General features: G+C 40.6%; 19 protein-coding genes. 15 read left to right on the top strand and 4 right to left on the bottom strand.

Annotated elements, in window-relative coordinates; genetic code table 11:
• The first annotated feature begins 1 nt into the window (after nt 1).
• The 5 genes from CZ487_RS19230 to gndA all read left to right on the top strand — a co-directional run bounded on the left by CZ487_RS19230 (nt 2) and on the right by gndA (nt 6,375).
• A complete protein-coding gene (locus tag CZ487_RS19230; protein WP_077213904.1) occupies nt 2-1,549 on the top strand; it encodes an acyl-CoA carboxylase subunit beta in 1,548 nt (515 codons plus the stop codon).
• Nucleotides 1,550-1,670: 121 nt separating this feature from the next.
• A complete protein-coding gene (locus CZ487_RS19225) occupies nt 1,671-2,792 on the top strand; it encodes a tripeptidase T (protein ID WP_077213903.1) in 1,122 nt (373 codons plus the stop codon).
• Nucleotides 2,793-2,976: 184 nt separating this feature from the next.
• Nucleotides 2,977-3,450, top strand: a complete 474-nt coding sequence (locus CZ487_RS19220) for a chemotaxis protein CheW (RefSeq protein WP_077213902.1) — start codon at nt 2,977-2,979, stop codon at nt 3,448-3,450.
• 114 nt (nt 3,451-3,564) lie between these two features.
• The gene (locus tag CZ487_RS19215) at nt 3,565-4,851 is read left to right on the top strand and encodes a DNA polymerase IV (protein ID WP_077213901.1); all 1,287 of its coding nucleotides are present in this window, start codon (nt 3,565-3,567) and stop codon (nt 4,849-4,851) included.
• Nucleotides 4,852-4,965: 114 nt separating this feature from the next.
• Complete coding sequence (gene gndA, locus CZ487_RS19210; RefSeq protein ID WP_077213900.1) at nt 4,966-6,375, top strand: NADP-dependent phosphogluconate dehydrogenase; 1,410 nt, start codon at nt 4,966-4,968, stop codon at nt 6,373-6,375.
• Between the two features lie 49 nt (nt 6,376-6,424).
• Here the strand turns inward: gndA and CZ487_RS19205 are convergent, their stop codons facing one another.
• The 3 genes from CZ487_RS19205 to zwf all read right to left on the bottom strand — a co-directional run bounded on the left by CZ487_RS19205 (nt 6,425) and on the right by zwf (nt 9,738).
• Complete coding sequence (locus CZ487_RS19205; protein ID WP_077213899.1) at nt 6,425-6,739, bottom strand: AtuA-related protein; 315 nt, start codon at nt 6,737-6,739, stop codon at nt 6,425-6,427.
• A gap of 1 nt (nt 6,740) precedes the next feature.
• Nucleotides 6,741-8,084 (bottom strand): acyclic terpene utilization AtuA family protein, encoded by a 1,344-nt coding sequence (locus CZ487_RS19200; protein ID WP_077213898.1) that lies wholly within the window; start codon nt 8,082-8,084, stop codon nt 6,741-6,743.
• A 154-nt stretch (nt 8,085-8,238) separates the two neighbouring features.
• On the bottom strand, nt 8,239-9,738 hold the full coding sequence (gene zwf / locus CZ487_RS19195) for a glucose-6-phosphate dehydrogenase (protein ID WP_077213897.1): 1,500 nt from the start codon (nt 9,736-9,738) through the stop codon (nt 8,239-8,241).
• 315 nt (nt 9,739-10,053) lie between these two features.
• Here zwf and rnz point away from each other — a divergent pair, with 315 nt between their 5' ends.
• Nucleotides 10,054-10,980, top strand: a complete 927-nt coding sequence (gene rnz, locus CZ487_RS19190; RefSeq protein WP_077213896.1) for a ribonuclease Z — start codon at nt 10,054-10,056, stop codon at nt 10,978-10,980.
• A 104-nt stretch (nt 10,981-11,084) separates the two neighbouring features.
• On the opposite strand, the gene proC is transcribed toward rnz, so the two are convergent.
• Entirely contained in the window at nt 11,085-11,939 is an 855-nt protein-coding gene (proC, locus tag CZ487_RS19185) for a pyrroline-5-carboxylate reductase (RefSeq protein WP_077213895.1), read from the bottom strand.
• Between the two features lie 354 nt (nt 11,940-12,293).
• Between proC and CZ487_RS19180 the strand changes: the two genes are divergently transcribed.
• The 9 genes from CZ487_RS19180 (at nt 12,294) to narJ (ending at nt 22,669) form a co-directional block, all read left to right on the top strand.
• A complete protein-coding gene (locus CZ487_RS19180) occupies nt 12,294-13,253 on the top strand; it encodes an MBL fold metallo-hydrolase (protein WP_077213894.1) in 960 nt (319 codons plus the stop codon).
• 12 nt (nt 13,254-13,265) lie between these two features.
• Nucleotides 13,266-14,063 carry an SDR family NAD(P)-dependent oxidoreductase gene (locus tag CZ487_RS19175; RefSeq protein ID WP_077213893.1) on the top strand — a complete coding sequence of 266 codons (798 nt, stop codon included), beginning with the start codon at nt 13,266-13,268 and terminating at the stop codon, nt 14,061-14,063.
• A gap of 139 nt (nt 14,064-14,202) precedes the next feature.
• The gene (locus tag CZ487_RS19170) at nt 14,203-15,708 is read left to right on the top strand and encodes a nitrate/nitrite transporter (protein ID WP_077213892.1); all 1,506 of its coding nucleotides are present in this window, start codon (nt 14,203-14,205) and stop codon (nt 15,706-15,708) included.
• Nucleotides 15,709-15,817: 109 nt separating this feature from the next.
• Nucleotides 15,818-16,243, top strand: coding sequence for a hemerythrin domain-containing protein (locus CZ487_RS19165; protein WP_077213891.1), 426 nt, complete (start codon nt 15,818-15,820; stop codon nt 16,241-16,243).
• A gap of 37 nt (nt 16,244-16,280) precedes the next feature.
• Nucleotides 16,281-16,589, top strand: a complete 309-nt coding sequence (locus CZ487_RS19160) for a hypothetical protein (RefSeq protein ID WP_077213890.1) — start codon at nt 16,281-16,283, stop codon at nt 16,587-16,589.
• A gap of 16 nt (nt 16,590-16,605) precedes the next feature.
• Nucleotides 16,606-16,905, top strand: coding sequence for a hypothetical protein (locus CZ487_RS19155; RefSeq protein WP_077213889.1), 300 nt, complete (start codon nt 16,606-16,608; stop codon nt 16,903-16,905).
• On the top strand, nt 16,886-20,569 hold the full coding sequence (locus CZ487_RS19150; RefSeq protein ID WP_077215390.1) for a nitrate reductase subunit alpha: 3,684 nt from the start codon (nt 16,886-16,888) through the stop codon (nt 20,567-20,569). Before CZ487_RS19155 ends, CZ487_RS19150 begins: the two co-directional genes overlap by 20 nt.
• Nucleotides 20,559-22,061, top strand: coding sequence for a nitrate reductase subunit beta (gene narH / locus CZ487_RS19145; RefSeq protein ID WP_077213888.1), 1,503 nt, complete (start codon nt 20,559-20,561; stop codon nt 22,059-22,061). Before CZ487_RS19150 ends, narH begins: the two co-directional genes overlap by 11 nt.
• A complete protein-coding gene (gene narJ, locus CZ487_RS19140; RefSeq protein ID WP_077213887.1) occupies nt 22,058-22,669 on the top strand; it encodes a nitrate reductase molybdenum cofactor assembly chaperone in 612 nt (203 codons plus the stop codon). The genes narH and narJ overlap by 4 nt, the downstream gene beginning before the upstream one ends.
• The last annotated feature ends 65 nt before the right edge of the window (nt 22,670-22,734 follow it).

Below are 22,734 nucleotides of genomic sequence, written 5' to 3'. Positions count from 1 at the left end.
AATGGACATCTATGAAAAAATTAATGAGCTTTATGATCGCAGAAGAGAAGTAGAACTAGGGGGCGGAGATGACAGGATCGAAAAACAGCATGAAAAGGGAAAATTAACAGCAAGAGAAAGAATTGATTTATTAGTCGATCCTGGTACTTTTGTTGAATTAAATCCTTTTATTGAGCATCGTTCCCGTGATTTTGGGCTGGAGAATCAAAAAGGGCCTGGAGACGGAGTAGTAACAGGATATGGAAAGGTAAATGGAAAACCGATCTACCTTTTTTCACAGGACTTTACCGTTTTTGGCGGTGCGCTTGGTGAGATGCATGCCTTTAAGATTGCTAATGTAATGGACTTAGCGGCAAAAAATGGTGCTCCATTTGTAGGCTTGAATGACTCTGGTGGTGCGAGAATTCAAGAGGGCGTTGTTTCTTTAGATGGATACGGACAGATTTTCTATCGTAATTCCATTTATTCTGGAGTTATTCCGCAAATTTCCGTTATCATGGGACCATGTGCCGGCGGAGCTGTTTATTCACCAGCCATCACAGACTTTGTGTTCATGGTAGAAAAAACAAGTCAAATGTTTATCACAGGTCCGAAAGTTATTGAAACGGTAACGGGTGAAAAGATTTCCCCAGAAGATCTTGGCGGAGCAAAGGTTCACAACTCGATCAGCGGTAACGCGCATTTCCGCGCCGAAACTGAAGAAGAAGTGATTCAGCAGGTGAGAGAATTATTAAGCTACCTGCCGCAAAATAGCGAAGAAAAGCCGCCAATGCAGGATCAAGACGAAGAAGATGATTACCGTCCGGATTTAACGGATGTCATTCCATTTGATGCTATTCGTCCATATGACGTAAGAGTTGTTATTGACCAAGTGGTGGATCAGGGATCATTTTTAGAAGTTCATAAAGATTTTGCTAAAAATATCGTTGTAGGTCTAGCAAGAGTAAAAGGGGAAGTAGTAGGATTAGTCTGCAATCAGCCAAAGTTTATGGCTGGGGGTCTTGATATTGATTCTTCAGATAAGGCAGCAAGATTTATTCGATTCTGCGACTCTTTTAACATCCCAATCATCACCTTTGAAGATGTTACAGGGTTCTTCCCTGGTGTAAAACAGGAGCATGGCGGAATCATCCGTCATGGAGCAAAAATTTTGTATGCGTATTCTGAAGCGACTGTTCCAAAGCTAACGATCATTTTGAGAAAAGCTTATGGCGGTGCCTATGTGGCATTGAACAGTAAATCAATTGGTGCAGATCTAGTCTATGCGTGGCCAAATGCAGAGATTGCTGTAATGGGGCCTCAAGGTGCAGCTAACATCATTTTTGCAAGGGAAATTGATAATAGCGAGAACCCTGAGGAAACAAGGGCGCAAAAGATTGAGGAATATCGCGAGAAATTCGCAAATCCTTATGTAGCTGCCAGCATGGGAATGGTTGACGATGTTATCGATCCAAGGGAAACAAGAATAAAAATTATTCAATCATTAGAAATGCTTCGTAACAAACAGGAATCACGTCCACACAAAAAACACGGAAATATTCCATTGTAGGATAGTATACTGAAGAGAGGTCCTTATTACCGGGCCTCTTCTTTAGTTTGCTTTTGTTTGCTCTACTGGTTCTATTAAAGATATACTAGTTAAGAAAGAATACTGTGAAGGAGGGTATAGAATGATCAATCAAGACCGATTATTAAATGAATTTTTAGAGCTTGTTCAAATTGATTCTGAAACGAAATATGAAACTGAAATTGCGAAAGTGTTAAAGAAAAAGTTTCAAGATCTTGGGGTAGAAGTGTTTGAGGACGATACGACTTCACAAACGGGACATGGTGCAGGAAATTTAATTTGTACGTTGCCAGGAACAAAAGAAGGCGTGGATACGATTTATTTCACATCCCATATGGATACGGTGGTACCTGGTAAAGGGATTAAGCCATCAATCAAAGACGGATATGTTGTCACAGACGGGACGACCATCTTAGGTGCTGATGATAAAGCGGGCTTAGCGGTCATGCTTGAAGTGGTCACTGTGTTAAAAGAACAGAATATCCCTCATGGGACTATTCAATTTATTATTACAGTCGGCGAAGAGTCAGGTTTAGTTGGAGCAAAAGTCCTAGATTCATCATTAATCACGGCAAAATTTGGCTACGCGCTTGATAGTGATGGAAAAGTAGGGAACATCATTGTAGCAGCACCTACTCAGGCAAAAGTAAAGGCAACCATTCACGGAAAAACAGCACATGCAGGTGTAGCGCCGGAAAAAGGAATCTCCGCTATTACAATGGCTGCAAAGGCCGTTGCAAAAATGCCATTAGGACGAATTGATGAAGAAACAACTGCTAATATCGGTGCATTTCAAGGTGTTGGTCCGACGAATATTGTTTGTGATACTGTTGAGATACTTGCTGAGGCTAGATCACTTGTTCCAGAAAAAATGGAAGAGCAAGTTCGTAAAATGAAGGAAGCTTTTGAATCTGTTGCAAATGATATGGGCGGGAGAGCAGAAGTTAACGTTGAAGTCATGTACCCTGGTTTCAAGTTTGGTGAAGGAGATCATGTTGTTGAGATCGCCAAAAAGGCTGCAGGAAAAATTGGACGCAGCTGTGAGTTACAAAGAAGCGGCGGCGGCAGTGATGCGAACGTGATCGCTGGGTTTGGTATTCCAACTGTCAACCTAGCTGTCGGCTATGAAGAGATACATACTAAAAGTGAAAGAATGCCAATTGAAGAGTTAAATAAACTTGCGGAGATGGTCATTGCTATTATTGAAGAAGTAACTGCATCATAAGGCCCAATAGATTGATGAGAAAATGAAGAAAACTGCCAAGGTTTTCTTCATTTTTTAAATCATTTGTCCCTAGGATGGTGCTTCCGCTTTCGGTTTTGTGAGCAATCTCATGGACAATACCTATATTGGACTAGTACGATAGTAACAGACGATGTTAATTGATAATTGTTCAGGAGGATAAGATATGCCGGATTCGAATAAAGTGATTGTGTTTAAGGTTGGGGATGAAGAATATGCCATATCGATCGAATTTGTTCTATCAATTGAGAAAATGGAAAGAATCACCCCCATTCCACATTTACCACAATACGTTAAAGGGATTGTCAAAATTAGAGGGGATTTGGTTCCAACAATGGATCTTGAAAAAATACTCTATGATCGCTCTATGGAAGAAAAAGAGTCCATCCGTATGATTGTGCTTCAAACAGAAGTAATGTCGTATGGAATACTCGTTAATGAGGCGAAAGAAATTATCGATGTTCCCTCTGATAAAATAAAACAGCTGGGTTTAGCAGGCTATCACAAAACAAGTTATTTTACAGGCGTCGCAAATATTGAAACTAGACTTATTACTATGATTGATCCCAGCCTTTTGGTACAATCTTTAGAAGGAATAAAAGAGATTCAAGAATACATGAAAACTCGTGTGCAGGAGTAGCCTATCGATAATGGCTGCTTTTTTGGTGTTAAGCGTTTTTTTAACTTTAGAGAAAAACATCGATTTCCGCCATTTTTGGCAGCAAATCGTGATTTTCTAAGGAAGTGAATCGGCATGAAAAATATGTACCCGAAAAGCGGAAGAGTGATTCTCCATGTTGATATGAACAGTTTCTATGCTTCGGTCGAGATGGCTTTTGATCCATCCTTAAAGGGAAAGCCGCTAGCAATAGCAGGAAATCCTGATGAACGAAGAGGAATTATCGTTACATGCAGCTATGAGGCGAGAAGCTACGGAGTAAAAACAACCATGCCGTTGTGGGAAGCAAAAAAATTGTGTCCAAATTTAATTATTCGAAAGCCGAATTTTGATCGCTATCGTGCTGTGTCAATAGCGATGTTTGACCTTTTAAGGCGTTATTCCAAGATAGTAGAACCAGTATCGATCGATGAAGGGTATGTTGATATAACAGACAGCTATGAACTGGGTTCCCCCATTGAAATTGCGCATTTGATCCAAAAGAATTTAGTCAGTGAGCTCGATCTTCCATCAAGTATTGGAATTGCTCCTAATAAATTTTTAGCGAAAATGGCTTCTGATATGAAAAAACCATTGGGGATTACGATTTTAAGAAAAAGAGATATTCCACGAGTACTGTGGCCTTTAGATGTGGAAGAGATGCATGGGATCGGAAAAAGAACGGCTGAAAAACTGAGAGAGGTTAATATTACCAAAATTGCTGATCTGGCAAAAGCGAATGAGCATCAACTAAAAGCGATGTTAGGGATTAACGGGCTGCGGCTCAAAGAGAGAGCCAATGGAATTGATCCACGAATGGTGGATCCTGATTCTGTCTTTGATTTTAAAAGTATTGGAAATTCCACCACACTCCCTAGAGACGTTTCTAATCAGCAGGAGTTATCAAAGGTTCTGGCGATGTTAGCTGAGAAGGTGGCCGTTCGACTTAAAAGAAAAAAGGTCTTAGCCACAACACTTGGAATTACAATACGCTATAGTGATCGAAAAACGGTAACCCGCAGTAAGAAGCTCAATAATCCGGTATCCAGCCAAGATGAGCTGTTGCAAATAGCAAAAGTGTTATTTTTTAAGCATTGGTCTGGAGAAGCTATTCGATTATTAGGGATTACAGGAAGTGATCTTGTAGATCAAAACCGGGCTGTCAAACAGCTTGATTTATTCACATTTGAGAATGATGCGAAGAAAGAACCGCTTTTCGATACAGTTTCGAAACTTAAAAAGAAATTTGGAGAACATATTATAGAAAAAGCCAGTGATGTACCAACAAATGCAAAAACATCGGAAATTGGTACAGAAACTAGCTTTAGTAAAGATTTTCTCCAAGTTAGAAAGAACAAAAATAATAAAAATGACGGTAAGTAATGTTTTTTTCTTGCAATTATTGAAAAACTAAGATTAAGTTTGTATTTGAACGTCTTGCAGAATTATAAATATTGCAAGAGTTTTTGGATGACTAGCTGGAAGGGAAGTAAAAACATGACAAAACAACAATTTGGTGTGATCGGATTAGCAGTAATGGGAAAAAACCTTGCTATGAATGTTGAAAGCAGAGGATATTCCGTTGCAGTGTACAATCGATCTCGTGAAAAGACAGATGAAATGTTAAAAGAAGTAGCTGGCAGGAATTTTGTTGGTACATACAGCATTGAAGAGTTTCTAGACTCACTGGAAAAGCCGCGCAAAATTATGCTGATGGTAAAGGCGGGCGGTCCTACCGATGCAACAATTGAACAGTTAAAGCCTCATCTTGAAAAAGGTGACATCTTAATTGATGGCGGGAATGCATTCTTTGTAGATACACAGCGCCGCAATCATGAACTAAGTGAGCTTGGGATCCATTTTATTGGGACAGGTGTTTCTGGAGGTGAAGAAGGGGCTTTAAAAGGACCTTCAATCATGCCAGGCGGGCAAAGAGAGGCATATGAGCTAGTTGCTCCAATTTTTAAAGATATTTCAGCTAAGGTAAATGGAGAGCCTTGTACGACTTATATTGGTCCAGATGGTGCAGGTCATTATGTAAAAATGGTTCATAATGGGATCGAATATGGTGACATGCAGTTGATTTCAGAGTCATACTTCTTATTAAAAAATGTCCTAGGTTTATCTGCCGAAGAGCTTCATCATGTCTTCGCGGATTGGAATAAAGGCGAATTAGATAGTTATTTAATTGAAATAACAGCCGATATTTTCACGAAAATGGATGAAGAAACCGGAAAGCCTTTAGTGGATGTAATCCTGGATACGGCCGGCCAGAAAGGTACGGGGAAGTGGACAAGTCAAAGTGCACTTGATTTAGGTGTCCCGCTGCCAATTATTACGGAATCTGTATTTGCACGCTTTATTTCAGCGATGAAGGAAGAACGTGTACATGCAAGTAAGTCTTTGAGCGGCCCAAGCACATCTGCTTTTAATGGAGATAAGGAGGCGTTCATCGAGTCTGTTCGTAAAGCCTTGTATATGAGTAAAATCTGCTCGTATGCTCAAGGATTTGCCCAAATGAGAGCAGCTTCCAATGAATATAATTGGGACCTGCAATATGGTGACATTGCGATGATCTTCCGAGGGGGCTGTATTATTAGAGCACAATTTTTACAAAAAATTAAAGATGCCTATGATCGTGATCCACAGCTTAATAATCTCCTTCTTGATCCTTATTTCAAGGAAATTGTCGAGAGTTATCAATCTGCTTTAAGGGAAATTATCGGAGTAGCTGTCCAAAGAGGAATTCCTGTTCCATGTTTCTCGGCAGCATTATCTTATTATGACAGCTATAGAATGGCTAATCTGCCTGCTAATCTTCTTCAGGCACAAAGAGACTATTTTGGCGCCCATACGTACCAGAGAGTAGATAAAGAGGGAATCTTCCATACAGAATGGTTAGATTAATTTTTATTAAAGAAATCCGCTTCGGACCAGCCGAAGCGGATTTTGATGTTTAATCCCTGATATCAGGAAGGTTGATATTACACATGATCGAACTGAGGCTTTTTCCATGGATATCCATACTTAACGTCGTCGTAACACCGCCGCCGAGTGCATCGTATAAAACAAAATTGAAGGCATGAATATTGGGTAAATCGTAACGGACGATGTCTCCTTGAACAATATCCTTAAATGCAGCCTTAACCGTCTCAATCGTCAAATTTTGTTTGAGATACTCGTAATGATTTTCATCATAAGGAATCACTGATATATTTGATGTGTTGCCTTTATCTCCTGCACGGCAATGCGCTATTTCTCGAAGTTTCATCCTAGTTCAACTCCTTTATAACAATATCCGTCTTCACCATATCGCGGGGAAGGAGAATGGACAGTACGGCAATAATTTCTCTGACACTTTTAAAGTCACCAGCGCCCCCGTAAGGTCCGTTCGTTAATAACGTCTCGACCTCCTGCCCGATCTTTACAGCATCATCATACTGAGGGGTAATACCCGCTACTCGAAGCCTGACTTCATATGGTTCATTCTCAAGCCAATCACTTGCCTCTTGGTGCAGCGACGCAATTCCGATGTAATCAACCTGTAAATGGTTTGTACGTACGTTTCTTAGTGAGAGTCTTTTTTTAACAATATCTCCAGCGAGCTTTGCCCGAGATACCGCACCAGGTCCACCGTAGCTCATTTGTCCTTCGCCGATGAAGCCATTACGATACCCGATGCTTACCTTATAAGTAGAAGTCCTAGGTTTAGCTCGTCCGCCAATGACTTCAACCTTATCTTTAGCAACTTCTTTGAACGTGACATTCGTAAAATCAACAACACAATCAGGAGTAATATATTCAGAAGGATCATGAATCTCGTATAGCATTTGTTCTTTGCATGTAGCAGTTGTTACTGTGCCTCCTGAAGCTTCCACTTTTGTGATAAAAGCTTTGCCATCCTCATACACTTCACAGATCGGAAATCCTAACCGCTCGAGATTGGGAACATCTTTATAGCCAGGGTCAGCAAAATAACCGCCGGTGATTTGCCCGGCACATTCCATTAGATGTCCAATGACAGAACCTTGCCCAATCTTGTCATAGTCATCGTAGCTCCAGTTCAGAGCATGCATCATTGGTGCAAGGAATAATGATGGATCACCAACTCGGCCTGTTATAACAACATCCGGACCTAGCGTTAACGCTTTTGCAATGATATCAGCACCTAGGTAGGCATTTGCAGATTCAATTTTGTCTTCAATCGTATGTAATGGTTCATCTGTTTCGAGTAAATTCGTATTATATCCGTTGATCGTCTCCATGACATCATCACCGATGATCACCGCAATCTTTAAATTGTTCAGCCCCAGTTTTTCACCGATCTTGCAAATAAGCTCCCCAGCAGATTCTGGATTAGCTGCTCCCATATTTGTAATAATAGGAATTCCTTTTTTCTTTGCGATCGGCAGACTCCTCATCATTCTCTCTTCAAGCAGAGGATTGAAGCCTTTGCTAGAGTCCTTTAGTTTATCTAAATTTTCACGAGCAATCGTTCTCTCCGCCAATGCCTCAAATACTAAATAATCAATATTCCCTTTCTCAAGCAGCTCAATGGCTGGTTCAATTCTGTCCCCAGCATAGCCAGACCCAGCCCCAATGCGAACTTTTTTCATTTTCTATATCACTCCTTTTTACCAATAGATAGTTTTATTGTAGTATAAATACGCTTTGATAAGTATGAATATTTTAATTATTCTTTATTTATTTGGCTTTTATCTAAAAAAAACCCCTTGCAGCATGCAAAGGGTCTATGTGAATCCTATTTAATTAACAGTTTGTCACTTCTAAATCAGTAATTGGCCACCAAAAGAATCCATCTTTTTCAAGAAGTTCGTCTGCTTTTTTGGGTCCAGTTGTTCCAGAAGGGTAGTTAGGGAAATTTTCTTTTGTCTTTTCCCATACTGCTGAAATCTTATCGGTAAAGCTCCAAGATAGAGCTACTTCATCCCAATGAGTAAAGTTTGTTGCGTCTCCCCGCATGCAATCATAAAGGAGCTTTTCATATGCTTCGGGTGTGTTAATTCCATCGCTTTCTTTGTTTGAAAAATTCAATTTCACAGGAGTTGCATCCATGTTCTCTCCAGCTTTTTTTGCATTTAAGTGGAGAGTAATCCCTTCTTCAGGCTGGATGTGAATAACTAAAAGATTGGGATTTAAAGTTTTTTCGGTTTGATAGTATAAGTTCATAGGAATATCTTTAAACTGGATGACAATTTTTGTTGACTTTGTCCCCATTCTTTTTCCTGTTCGGATATAAATCGGCACTCCTGCCCAGCGGAAATTATCTATTAATAGTTTTCCGGCAACAAATGTTTCGGTATTCGAGTCTTCTTCGACCATTGGTTCCTGCCGATATCCGCGTAAATGCTCACCGTTGATTTCACCTTCACCGTATTGCCCGCGGACAAAGAAGTTATGAACGTCTTCACCTTCAATCGGCCTTAGTGCTCTCAGCACCCTTACCTTTTCTGAACGAATTTCCTTCGTATTTAACTTTATAGGCGGTTCCATTGCCAGCAGTGAAACCATTTGCAGCATATGGTTTTGAACCATATCACGCAGTGCACCGCTTTTTTCATAATAACGTCCTCTTTCCTCTACTCCTAATATTTCGCTGGACGTCACTTGAATATTAGAAATATAGCGATTATTCCACAGCGGCTCAAATATGGCATTCGCAAAACGGATTACTTCAATGTTTTGAACCATTGCTTTTCCTAAGTAGTGGTCAATACGATAAATTTCGTCTTCTTGAAAGGCGGTTCTAATTTGATTATTAAGTTCCTTTGCTGAATCAAGATCATGTCCAAACGGTTTTTCGATCACGAGACGTTTGAACCCGTCTACTTCCGTTAAACCATCCTTTTTTAAGTGAAGTGCAATTGTTCCGAAGAACTCCGGAGCCATCGCTAAATAAAAGATTCGATTGCCATTCAGACCATAATGATCGTCCAGCTCACTTGCAAGTTTTTTTAGAGCCGAATAGGAATCAGAATCCGTCACATCATGTGAGTGATAATAAAAATGGGAAGCAAATTCCTGCACATGCTCTTCTTTTCCGGCTGCACTCTTCACGGATTCTTGAATACTTTCCTGGAACTCATCATTTGATATTGATCTTCGTGCTACGCCAATAACGGCAAATCGATCGGTGAGCCTTCCTTTTTCATATAGTTTATAAAGAGAAGGAAAAAGCTTTCTCTTTGCTAAATCTCCCGTTGCCCCAAATATGATAATCAAAGATGTTGGTGTTTCGTTGTTTTTCACGGTTATGAACCTCTTTTCGCGTTTCAAATATGTATTTTAAAATCTTACTCATACAACTATAAAATGTTATCGTTTAGAAAACAATTATTAAGGATAAAATATAGCTTTTAAATGGGGAAAGTATTTTTCAAAATCTCTAATTCAGCCTTTAACAACGTGAATACATTTATTATTTTTGTTCGAATTTCATGTGACTATCCAAGAATATAAACAATTTTATAGAAAGTAGAGGGGGGCATTATGGTATAGTAAATGCATTGAGCAAGACTTTAGTCTTCTACATAAAAAATTGTCTTAGGGAAAAGGGGTGTTACGGTGGAGCTTTTATTTCTAGGAACTGGAGCCGGAGTTCCTGCTAAGCTAAGAAACGTAACTTCAATTGCTTTGAAATTACTAGAGGAAAACGGAACTGTGTGGCTATTTGATTGTGGAGAGGCCACACAGCATCAAATTTTACATACATCAATTAAGCCTAGAAGAATTGAAAAAATTTTTATTACTCATCTTCATGGAGATCATATTTATGGATTGCCAGGTTTTTTATCGAGCAGATCGTTTCAGGGCGGAGAAACGGATGTCACGATCTACGGACCAAAAGGGATAGAGGACTATGTACGAAGCAGTCTATCGATCAGTCAAACATATGTGAAATATCGTCTCCATTTTGTGGAAGTGGAAGAAGGCAGGATCTTTGAAGATGAAAAATTCATTGTAGAAGCGAGATTGCTGGAGCACGGGATACCATCTTACGGCTACAGAGTGGTCGAAAAGGATCATCCTGGTACATTATTGGTTGAAGAGTTACAAAAAGCGGGAATAGCGCCAGGTCCTGTTTATAAAAAAATTAAACATGGCGAATCCGTAACGCTTGAGGATGGTACCGTTGTTGAAGCAGAAAAGTTCACTGGACCGCCTAAAAGGGGAAGAATTGTCACAATTCTTGGGGACACTAGAGTTTGCGAGGCAAGCAGACTTCTTGCCGAAGACGCAGACCTGCTTGTACACGAAGCTACCTTTTCACAAAAAGATGATCAACTAGCACATGAATATTATCATTCAACAACACTGCAGGCTGCGCAGCTTGCAAAAGACGCTAATGTTAAGACACTTTGCTTAACACATATTAGTTCTCGTTATGATAGAGAATCGTGGAAGATGTTAGTGAATGAAGCAAGAACAGTATTTCCAACAACGGAAATGGCTGAAGATTTTAAAGAAATATCTATTCCACTGCAAAAATAAAGATTTTAACTATAGTAGATTAATGAGAAAGACTGGACTCTTTGCGGGGGATTTCCGTCATACTGAAAAAAATTCCGGAAAAATTCTTTCCGGAAATAAAAAGTTTAATGACTAGCAATGTTTTCTTTGCTTTTTGTGATTTCTTCTGATAAAGCTGTTCCAAGTCTTTTTGATTGCGCTGTTGCTTCTTTTATACAATTTACAAATGCTTCTTGTACTCCGTATGATTCTAGTGTATTAATTCCTGCTTCCGTTGTACCGCCAGGACTTGTTACCTCCTTACGAAGCTGTTCGGGGGCTTTATTAGATTTTGAGACCATTTGCGCTGCACCAATAAGTGTCTGTACAATCAGCTCTTGCGCCAATTCCCTCTCAAGGCCGATTTCAGCAGCACTTTTTTCCATTGCCTCAACTATGTAGTAGATATAAGCGGGACCGCTTCCGGATAAACCTGTGACAGCGTCAATTTGTTTTTCCTCAACAAAAGTGGTTAAACCTACTGTATCAAACATATTTCTAATACGTTCTAACTGCTCATCTGAAACTTTACTATTTGTGGCCACTGCTGTAGCTGATTGACCAATCGCAGCAGAAGTGTTTGGCATCGCTCTAACAATCGGAACCTGCTTTTCTGCAAGGTATTCAATACTACTAATGGATACCCCTGCCAACAATGAAACAATCATCGTCTTATCGGTTAAGTAAGGCTTGATTTGATCAAATGCTGAAACTACATCCTTTGGTTTCATCGCCAAAATGACCATATCAGCATGTTCAAGAAGTTCTTTTTGGTCATACGAAATGTTAACTCCATACTGATTTTGCAGTTCCGTCAGTTTTTGTTTATTGCTGCGATTTGTGAGCCAAATTTGATTCTTATCAAACAGTTCTTTTTGAATCATTCCCGATAGTAAAGCTTCTGCCATCGATCCGGCCCCGATAAATGTTAGTTTTGTCATTGTATATCCCCCTTATTACTATGCTAAGTTTCTAGTTAAAATAAAAAACCTTCATCCCGTAAAGGACGAACGGTTGCGACTACCTTTAATCACCTTTATCGGACTATTGTATTAAAGTGATTATCCGGATTTTTTAAATATCTGTCAAGATAAACTGGGTTCCTTTAGGGAAGGTGAATTTACTGAATATAGTGACAATTTTTAAATAACAGGTTAAAATTATATAAAAAACATAAAGCTAAATATGATTTATATTCGGCCTTAGTTCTTGCTATTAATGATGCTGCTATCAAAATTTGTAGGAAAAAACTTATATAGATATACTGAATACTTAATGATAAAGGAGAGTTTTTAATGACAGAATGGAAGAATGGAATTGCCAAATTCACGATCCCAACCCCTTTTCCTGTGGGTGATGTAAATGTATATATAGTAAAAGGTGAACGTTTAACGCTTATTGATGCTGGACCAAAAACGGAGGAAGCATGGCATGCATTTTGTGACCAGCTAAAACAATTGAATTTGGCACCTTCTGACATAGAGCAGGTTATTCTCACACATCACCACGCCGACCATGCCGGATTATTGGATTATTTTTCAAAAGATTTAGAAGTCTATGGGCATTCGATTAATGAAAGATGGTTAAGTCCGTCTGAAGCTTTTACGGAAAAGCAGCATACTTTTTTTAAAAAACTCTTTATTGAATTTGGAATTCCTGCTGAGTATCAGAAATTTATTGATGTCATGAAAGAGGACCGAAGATTTACATGCGATCGTTCACTTACTGGCTTTTTAGCAGAAGGAGATATCCCAGTTGGGCTGTCCGATTGGAAGGTAGTGGAGACACCAGGGCATGCACAGAGCCATATTGGTTTGTATCGTGAAAAGGATGGAATTTATATTGGCGGAGACCATCTTCTTGCTCATATCACTCCAAACCCAATTATTGAACCGCCGCTTCCAGGAGAAACAGAACGGCCAAAATCGCTGCTTCAATATAATCGCTCACTGAAAAAATTACTTGACATTCCAATTGAATTTGTTTATTCAGGACACGGAAAAGAGGTTTATCATGTGAATGATTCTATTCATATGAATCTAAAGCAGCAGCATGCCAGGGCACATAAAGTGAAAAAGTGGTTAGAATCTGAATCGTTAACGGTTTTTGAAGCATGTCAGCGCCTTTTTCCAAAGGCTTATAAAAAGGAGTTATCACTTACAATTTCAGAAACAGTTGCTCAATTTGATTATCTAATAGATTTAAAGGAAATTAATATGACGAATGAGGGAGGAACGATTCGTTACTATGCATGATGAGGTGAAGGGATGACGCAGCAAAGTTTGACAGGAAAGAATATTTTCATAACAGGAGCATCCGGAGGCATTGGGGCAGAGATTGCCCGCCAATCTGCAGCAAAGGGTGCGAACCTTTATCTTTTTGCGAGAAGCCTTGATAAGCTTACCCGGCTTAAGGAGGACATTAGTAAACGTTACTCTGTAAACATCGAGGTTTTTAGACTTGATGTTTCTGATACTGATGGTATTAAAACGACCTTTTCAGAGGTCATTCAAAAAGTTAACACAGTCGATGTACTTGTGAATAATGCAGGTTTCGGGGTTTTTAGAGAGGCGCATGAGGCAGCTATTGATGAAATAAAAGGGATGTTCAATGTGAATGTCATCGGACTGATGGCGTGTACATCAATGGTTTTGCCAGTCATGAGAAAACAAAGGGAAGGCCATATCATTAATATTGCCTCACAAGCGGGAAAATTGGCCACACCGAAGTCAAGTGTCTATTCGGCTACGAAGCATGCTGTTCTTGGATATACGAACAGCTTGAGAATGGAGCTGTCTGATTATCATGTGTTTGTTACGGCGGTAAACCCTGGACCGATTGCAACTAATTTTTTTACGATTGCCGATGAAAAAGGCACTTATGTAAAAAATGTACAGCGATTTATGCTGCAGCCAGATTATGTTGCTGCAAAAGTCGTAAAAGCGATGTTAACACCAACTAGAGAAATCAATCTTCCCCGTTGGATGAATGCTGGAAGTGTTGTGTATGCCCTTTTCCCGAGGCTTTTTGAGGTGGTTGGGAAGCGATTCATAAATCAAAAATAGAATTCGCATGACTTTACGTAATTCTCCTCATAATAAAAAGGTCGAAGAAATCTGAAAAGCTGACTAACCGTTCAGTGCAGAAGACAGAAAGTGATTTGTCACTTTTTCTGTCTACAGATCTTTGAAAGGAGAAGTTCTATTGAAAGTCACTAAATGGCAATTGCCGCTGCAGACAGCCAGCCTTGTTGTTGGTTTCATGGTGTGGGTTATTATCTCTTCTCTTATCGCCAATATGAGAGCAGACATTGAATTAACAGAGGGCCAAGTTTCAATCGTAACAGCCGTTCCTGTTGTGTTAGGATCGATACTGCGGGTCTTTTTAGGCTTTTGGACTAATAAAATCGGTGCGAGAAACCTGTTCACGATTAGCTTTATTGCTTTGCTTTTTCCGGTATTTTATATAAGTATTGCGGATTCATTTGCGGACTTAGTCATTGGAGGTCTTTTCCTTGGGATTGGCGGTGCCGTTTTTTCGATCGGTGTTACATCACTTCCGAAGTATTATCCAAAGGAAAAGCATGGATTTGTGAACGGTATTTATGGAGCAGGTAACATCGGAACAGCGATTACTGCATTTGCAGCACCTGTTATTGCAAATGCATATGGATGGAATACAGCTGTTCGAATGTTTTTAATCATTCTCATTTTATTTGCGGTTTTAAATTTCCTTTTTGGGGATCGCAAAGAGCCGAAGGTACATGCTTCGTTAACAGATCAGATAAAAGGGGTATATAAGGATCAGAAAATCTGGTTTCTTTCATTATTTTACTTTATAACGTTTGGCTCCTTTGTTGCTTTGACCGTTTATTTGCCGAACTTTTTGGTCAATCATTTCGGACTCGATACGGTTGATGCTGGACTGCGGACAGCCGGATTTATAACATTAGCTACATTAATGAGGCCGGTCGGAGGTTGGCTGGGAGACAGATTCAATCCATTTTTTATGCTCATGTTTGTTTTTGCAGGATTGACCGCCTCTGGGGCTCTTCTTTCCTTTTCGCCAAACATTGAGCTTTATACGGTGGGTTGTTTATCGATTGCTTTTTGTGCTGGAATAGGTAACGGAGTAGTATTTAAGCTAGTGCCTCTCTATTTTTCAAAACAAGCTGGAATTGTGAATGGAATTGTCTCGGCTATTGGAGGTTTGGGGGGATTCTTCCCGCCAATCGTTTTAACGATCGTGTTTGGAATTACAGGCCACTATGCAATTGGTTTTATGGCTCTGTCCGAATTTGCTCTGGCAAGCTTTATCATCGTTGTTTGGATGTATTATCAGGAAAAATTAAGCCTAGAGTCAAAAATTTTCGATCATACAGCACAAGGTATGATGATTACGGATCCAAATGGGACGATTCAAAAAGTCAATTCATCATTTACAAAGTTAACTGGCTATCAATATGATGAAGTGGTTGGAAAGACTCCGAGTGTCCTTAGGTCTGGCCGTCATGGAAAAGAATTTTATCAGGAAATGTGGGAAATGATTCGCGAAAAAGGGTTCTGGCAGGGTGAGATTTGGAATAAACGCAAGAATGGAGAAATTTACAAAGAATATTTAACCATTTCCGAAATTAATGATGAAGGTGGAACGGCTAAATATTATATTGGATCATTCAGCGACTTAAGTAATGACCCAAAGAAAAGTTAATGACTAAATGAAAGAGACTGTCTAATTAGACGGTCTCTTTTCGTTTATCAGGACGATTAATGGTTATGATGTTTAACAATGAAACAATCATAAAGGAGTTGGGTATTTAATGACAGGACCAAGCTTAAAAAAACAGGATTCACATTCTTCCATTCATGATGCTTCTCTAAATGAAGCCCGCGAATTGAGGGAATTATATAGCAAATGTTTAGAAAATAAAGAGCTGGACAAAGCGCTTCAAGTTGCAGAAGTTACGATTGAGCATTGGGAAACGAGGACATTGAAGCATGCAGAGTCCGAAGAAGAAGGGTTATACAAGGAAATGGTGGAAGAAAATTCTTCATTAAAAGAGGTAGTGATTGAGCTGACTCGCGATCATAATATCATGAGAAAAATGGTCAACAATATGAAATCTCTTCTCGAAGAAAAAAAGACTGATGAGCAGCTGTTGAAGTTGATGGATGGCTTGATACTGGTTGATGAAATACATAATGAAGATGAGATGAATAATTTACTGGGAACTAGCGGAAAATAACCGTGAAATATGGAAATTCAGTAAGGAGTTATCAAAAATGGGAGAATATCAGCTTTCAGAAGGGTCGCTTCGTGTAGAAGCACCTGCCGTATATGACAGAATGATCGAAACATTTTCACGATATAATATCCATCCGTACGATGCCCAAGGAACGGTCATCAAAAAGGAAAAAGGGATTGAAATTGTTTTAAAATTCTCTAATGGTTTTTCAAAGACAGTCCAAACTCAAATAAGTAGTAGTCAAGCTAAGGACCCTGATGATGAAGTTACGCTGTTTTTTGAACGAGCTGCTGATGAGTGTAAGAATCAATTAATTGCTGATTATTATAAAATGATCAAATTGTAAAGGAAGGATATTGCTCATGTTTTCATACGAATCGGATGCCATGCTTGTCGAAGATAGAGAAGACTTAATTAATATTACTAGAATGAGATTTGGTTCTATTTCCGGAGAAATGATTCAGAAAATCTACCAAATTAACGATATGAATACACTGCACCGGTTGATTTTAGCTGCTGCAAATGCTGCTAGCAAAGAGGTGTTTTTAGAGGAGCTGCAGGCGAGTGAACATTCGTTTCGCATTGTAGGAGAAGACTTTAATCCACTCAGAAGTCACCTAATAAGAGGAAAGGATGACGATTATGGAGAAAAAGCAGAATAAACTTTTGCAAACACTAAAATATTTAAAACGCGGTGAACGGATCAATCAAGGCTGGACGGAAGAAAGCCCCCGTCCGCGTAACTCAGAGGGAATTTATCGCAAACGCTGGCAGTATGATAAGATCGTTCGTTCTACACATGGAGTGAATTGTACCGGATCTTGCAGCTGGAGAATTCATGTCAAAGATGGAATTATTGCATATGAAACACAGCAAACAGATTATCCGTCAACGGGAGATGACTTTCCTGATTATGAACCTCGAGGCTGTCCGCGCGGAGCCAGCTTTTCCTGGTATACATACAGCCCAACTCGGGTGAAACATCCATATATACGAGGAGATTTATATGAGCTGTGGAAAAGCGAAATGAAAACAGCTGATAACCCCGTTCAGGCTTGGGAAAACATCGTGACTGATCCAGAGAAACGGGCGAAATATGTAAAAGCACGCGGCCGGGGCGGATTTGTCCGTGGAACATGGAAGGAACTTTGCCAATTAATATCGGCGTCGATTATTTATACGATCAAACAATACGGTCCTGATCGTATTGTTGGGTTTAGTCCGATCCCTGCTATGTCCATGATCAGTTATGCAGGCGGAGCCCGCTTTTTATCTTTAATAGGAGGAACAATCCTTAGTTTTTATGACTGGTATGCAGATTTACCTCCTGCTTCACCGCAAGTTTGGGGAGATCAGACAGATGTTCCTGAAAGCGGTGATTGGTACAACACGAAATATTTCATCATTTGGGGAACCAATATCCCGCAAACAAGAACACCTGACGCCCATTTTATGGTCGAATCCCGTTATAACGGGACGAAGGTTGTGGGGGTAAGCCCTGATTACGCAGAATATGAGAAATTTGCTGATATCTGGCTGCCGGCAAAGCCTGGTACAGATGGGGCTCTTGCAATGGCGATGACTCATGTGATTTTAAAAGAATTTTACGTTGATAAACAGACGCCTTATTTTATTGATTATGCAAAGCAATACACGGATTTACCGTTTTTAGTCATTTTGGATAATCAAAGCGGCAACTATCGAACAGATCGTTTTTTACGAGCTTCGGATATCGAGCAGCAGCAGGAGTTAGGTGAATGGAAGACGATTGTTTGGGATGAAAATTCTAATAAAATGGCTATTCCGGTCGGGAGTCAAGGATTTCGCTGGGACAATGGCCAAAAGTGGAATTTAGATTTAAAAGATGCGGACGGAAATGATATTAATCCTAAGCTTAGTTTCCTTAATGAAGCAGATGAAATCGCAATGGTTGATTTTCCTTATTTTGCTGAGAAAGATGGCGGTAAGGTTAGCCGCGGAGTACCGGTTAAGAAGATCCAAGGCGTATCTGGTAATGAACTAACCGTCACAACGATTTATGACATTATGATGGCTCATACGGGAATAAGCCGTGGTCTTCAGGGGGATTACCCTACAGATTATAATGACAGCGACCGGCCGTACACACCTGCATGGCAGGAAAGCATTACAGGAGTAAACCGTAATCATGTCATTCAAGTGGCAAGAGAATTTGCTGATAATGCTGCCCGCACAAATGGAAAATCAATGATAGCGATGGGGGGAGGTACAAACCACTGGTTCCATAGTGATCAAATTTATCGAGCCATTTTGAATCTTATTTTGCTTACAGGATCTCAAGGTGTAAATGGCGGCGGATGGGCTCACTATGTTGGCCAGGAAAAAGTCCGTCCGATTGAAGGCTTCTCACAAATTGCTTTTGCTAATGATTGGACGAAATCGCCAAGGTTTATGAATGGAACATCGTTTTTCTATTTTGCGACAGAACAGTTCCGATATGAGTATCAGGCGGATGAGGAAAAAAATGCCTGGAGCAATAAATATCGCAATATGCACCCTTCTGATTTTAACGCGATGTCAGCTCGCCTTGGCTGGCTGCCGAGCTTCCCGCAATGGTCACAAAATTCCCTTGATGTCATGGAGGATGCCCGTAAGCGCTTAAAGGATGACGATCAAGCCATTATTAAGGATATTGCTGATCAAATTAAAGACGGAAAGATTCAGTATGCGATTGAGAATCCAAATGATCCACGAAATTTCCCGCGCATCTTCTTTAACTGGCGTTCCAATCTATTAGGAGATAGCGGGAAAGGTCATGAATACTTTGTCAAACATCTCATTGGTTCGACTGACTCTGTGCTGACAGATACAGAGAACTCATGGCAGCCAGAGGATGTGCATATTGATGAGAAACCGCCTGAAGGTAAAACAGATCTATTTGTGGCGATGGATTTCCGTATGACAAGCTCTGGATTGTTTTCTGACATTTTATTACCTGCTGCAACATGGTATGAAAAATTTGATATTAGTACAACCGATCTTCATCCGTTTATCCATCCGTTCAATGCTGCTATTTCCCCGCCGTGGGAAACGAAGAGTGATTGGGATGCCTTTAGGGAAGTGGCAAAGGTCTTTTCGGAGCTTGCCAAAGAGCATCTGCCAGCTGCCGAAGATGTTGTCATGGCACCGCTTGCTCACGATACGATTAACGAAATTGCGCAGCCATTTGGCAAAGTAAAGGACTGGAGAAAAGGCGAGACAGATGTTATTCCAGGAAAAACAATGTCAAACCTCAATATTGTAAAAAGAGATTATCCGAATGTCTTTAATATGTGGTCAACGATTGGTCCGAATATCCGCAATGGCTATGGTACTAAAGGTGTCAAGGTAGATGGAGAAAAGGCATACCAGCAGCTTCTTGATCGGCTTGGTGTTTCTAAGCGTGAAGGGGTAGGGCAGGGCCATCCAGACCTTATTTCAGATAAACAAGCGATCAATGCTATCTTGCTCATGTCAGGGGCGTCCAATGGAAAACGTGCTGTTGAAGGCTGGAAATCAATGGAGGAAAAGACAGGGAAGAAGCTGGAGCACTTGGCTAAAGAACGAGAAGAGGAAGATTATACATTAGATGCTCTGACGGTTCAGCCTCGTCAAACCATTTCGACACCGGTTTGGAGCGGTCTTGAAAAGGATAATCGCCGTTATTCTCCATTTACAGTCAATAAAGAGTACAACATTCCATGGCATACGCTCACTGGAAGGCAAAGCTTTTATCTCGACCATGAGGTCATGCTTGATTATGGTGAAGGACTGCCGCTTTATTTGCCGCCTATAAATAAGGGGCCATTTTTAAAAGGTGAAAAAGAAGTGGAGAATACTGGGAAGTCATTGACTCTCCGTTACATGACTCCTCACCAGAAGTGGGGCATTCACACGATGTTCACCGATACCAATCATATGGTGCAATTGTTCCGCGGCTGGCAGGTGGTCTGGTTAAATGAACAAGATGCGGCATCCATCGGCATTAAAGATAATGATTGGATTGAAGTATATAACCGAAATGGCGCGGTTGCTGCAAGAGCCGTTCTAACCTATCGGATGCCTAGAGGAGTAGCTTATATGCATCACGCCCAGGATCGTACGATGGGGGTTCCTGGAAATAATATTAATAAGAAACGGGGCGGCACACATAACAGTGTTACGAGAATTTATCCGAAGGCAACCCATATGATTGGCGGTTATTCTCAGCTTAGCTATGGATTTAACTATTATGGGCCGACTGGAAGTCAGCGTGATACGCTAACGATTATCCGTCCATTGAAGGAGGTTGATTGGCTTGAGAATTAAAGCCCAAGTAGCGATGGTCATGCATTTGGATAAATGTATTGGCTGTCACACTTGTTCGGTGACATGTAAAAACACATGGACAAACCGCCCTGGTATGGAATATGTGTGGTATAACAATGTCGAAACAAGACCGGGACCAGGTTACCCGAAAGAATGGGAAAATACAGACCGCTATAAAGGCGGCTGGACGTTAAGAAATGGACAGCTTCATTTAAAAGCAGGCGGTCCGGTCTCTAAGCTGGCTAATATTTTTTATAACCCGAATATGGCTAGTATGGACGATTTTTATGAACCTTGGACTTATGATTTTGAACATCTTCATAAAAGTCCGAAGAAAGACAATATTCCGGTTGCCCGTCCGGTTTCGATGATTACGGGTAAGTATATAGACAAGCCTGAATGGGGATCAAATTGGGATGATGATCTTGCTGGCGGCAGTGAGATTGTCCCGATGGACCCTAATGTTCAAAAGCTGCAGGAGCATATTGCTCTTGAATATGAGAAGACGTTCATGATGTATCTGCCGCGTATTTGTGAGCATTGCTTAAACCCTTCTTGTGTGGCTTCCTGTCCTTCTGGAGCATTGTATAAGCGCGATGAAGATGGCATTGTTCTGGTCGATCAAGATTCTTGCCGCGGCTGGCGTTTCTGCATGAATGGCTGTCCATATCACAAAGTGTATTATAACTGGAACACCCATAAAGCAGAGAAATGTAATTTTTGTTATCCAAGAACAGAAGCGGGACTTCCTACTGTATGCTCTGAAACTTGTGTTGGCCGAATCCGTTACATCGGAGTAGTCCTGTATGATGCCGATAAAGTGAAGGAAGCCGCATCTGTTGAGGATCCAAAGGATTTGTATGAAGCGCAGCTTTCTGTCTTCTTAGATCCAAATGATCCCGAAGTGATTGAGAAAGCCCGTGAAGCTGGGATCAATGACAGCTGGATTAAAAGTGCTCAGGAATCACCTATTTATAAAATGGCAATGAAGTGGAAAATAGCCTTGCCGCTTCATCCAGAGTATCGAACACTTCCGATGGTTTGGTATGTACCGCCGCTTAGTCCGATCATGAATCATATCACGAATGAGCAGGAATTAAGCGTTGAGGGCTATATTCCAGCAGTTGACCAAATGAGAATCCCGATGGAGTATCTAGCTTCGATTCTTTCTGCTGACGACACGAGTGTCATTCGCCGGGTGCTATTGAAAATGGCGGCGATGCGCGTGCATATGCGTGCGAAAACCGTTGGAGGCATTGATGAAATGAAAAAAAGCCAGCTTCTAAAAGAAGCGCACACAACCGTTGAAGAATTAGAGGATATGGCCCGCTTGCTTGGAGTGGCGAAATATAACGAGCGGTTTGTGATTCCAACTGGCAGACGGGAAATGGATGATGATCTCCATTACCGTTATGGAGCTTGCAGCATTGAGGAGTTGGCACCGCCGGAAGGCATGGTCACTTATCCGTATGGAAGAAGTGAAAACGGATGAACCTGGAAACTGCAGCAACGTTAGTGTTGGTGTCACGATTTTTAGAGTACCCAGAGGACTCCTTTTTTGAAGAATGGTCAGATTTAGAAAAGGAACTGACGGAAATCCTTCCATCAGAGGAACTGCGAACAGCATTGCTCAATTGTGTCAAGCCATTATTTTCGGTGCCATTAAAGGACCTGCAGGAGCTTTATGTTGAAACTTTCGATTATAAAGAAAAGACGGGACTCTACCTGACTGCACAGGAATTAGGTGACAGCCGCAAGCGTGGAGGGGCGTTAATAGAATTACAAAGATTAATTTCTGACTTAGGATTTGAGAGACAGGGGGATGAACTGGCGGATTATATTCCGATGCTGTTAGAACTTTTAGCGGCAGCACCTGAAGGAGACAGTGTTTCTTTGCTTAAACGCCGTTTGGCCTACAGCCTTCACCGGATTTTGAACCATCTGCCTAAGGAAAATCACTATCATGCTTTTTTTGATTTACTGATGACCCATGTATTTGAAGCGCCAAAGCCAGAAGAAATAAAACTGTTGGAAAACAGTTGGGAAGCCGCTGATTTAGACCCGCTTCCTTATCCAATGACCTATATTAATGAACAATAGGCCTGCTTGCTGCTTGTTCCGAGATTATTTTTCTAGTTGAACCATCAAATTGCTTTTTAGGAGGA

Source organism: Robertmurraya dakarensis (assembly GCF_900156875.1).
GTDB lineage: Bacteria > Bacillota > Bacilli > Bacillales > Cytobacillaceae > Robertmurraya > Robertmurraya dakarensis.
This window is presented reverse-complemented; position numbering and strand designations above follow the sequence as displayed.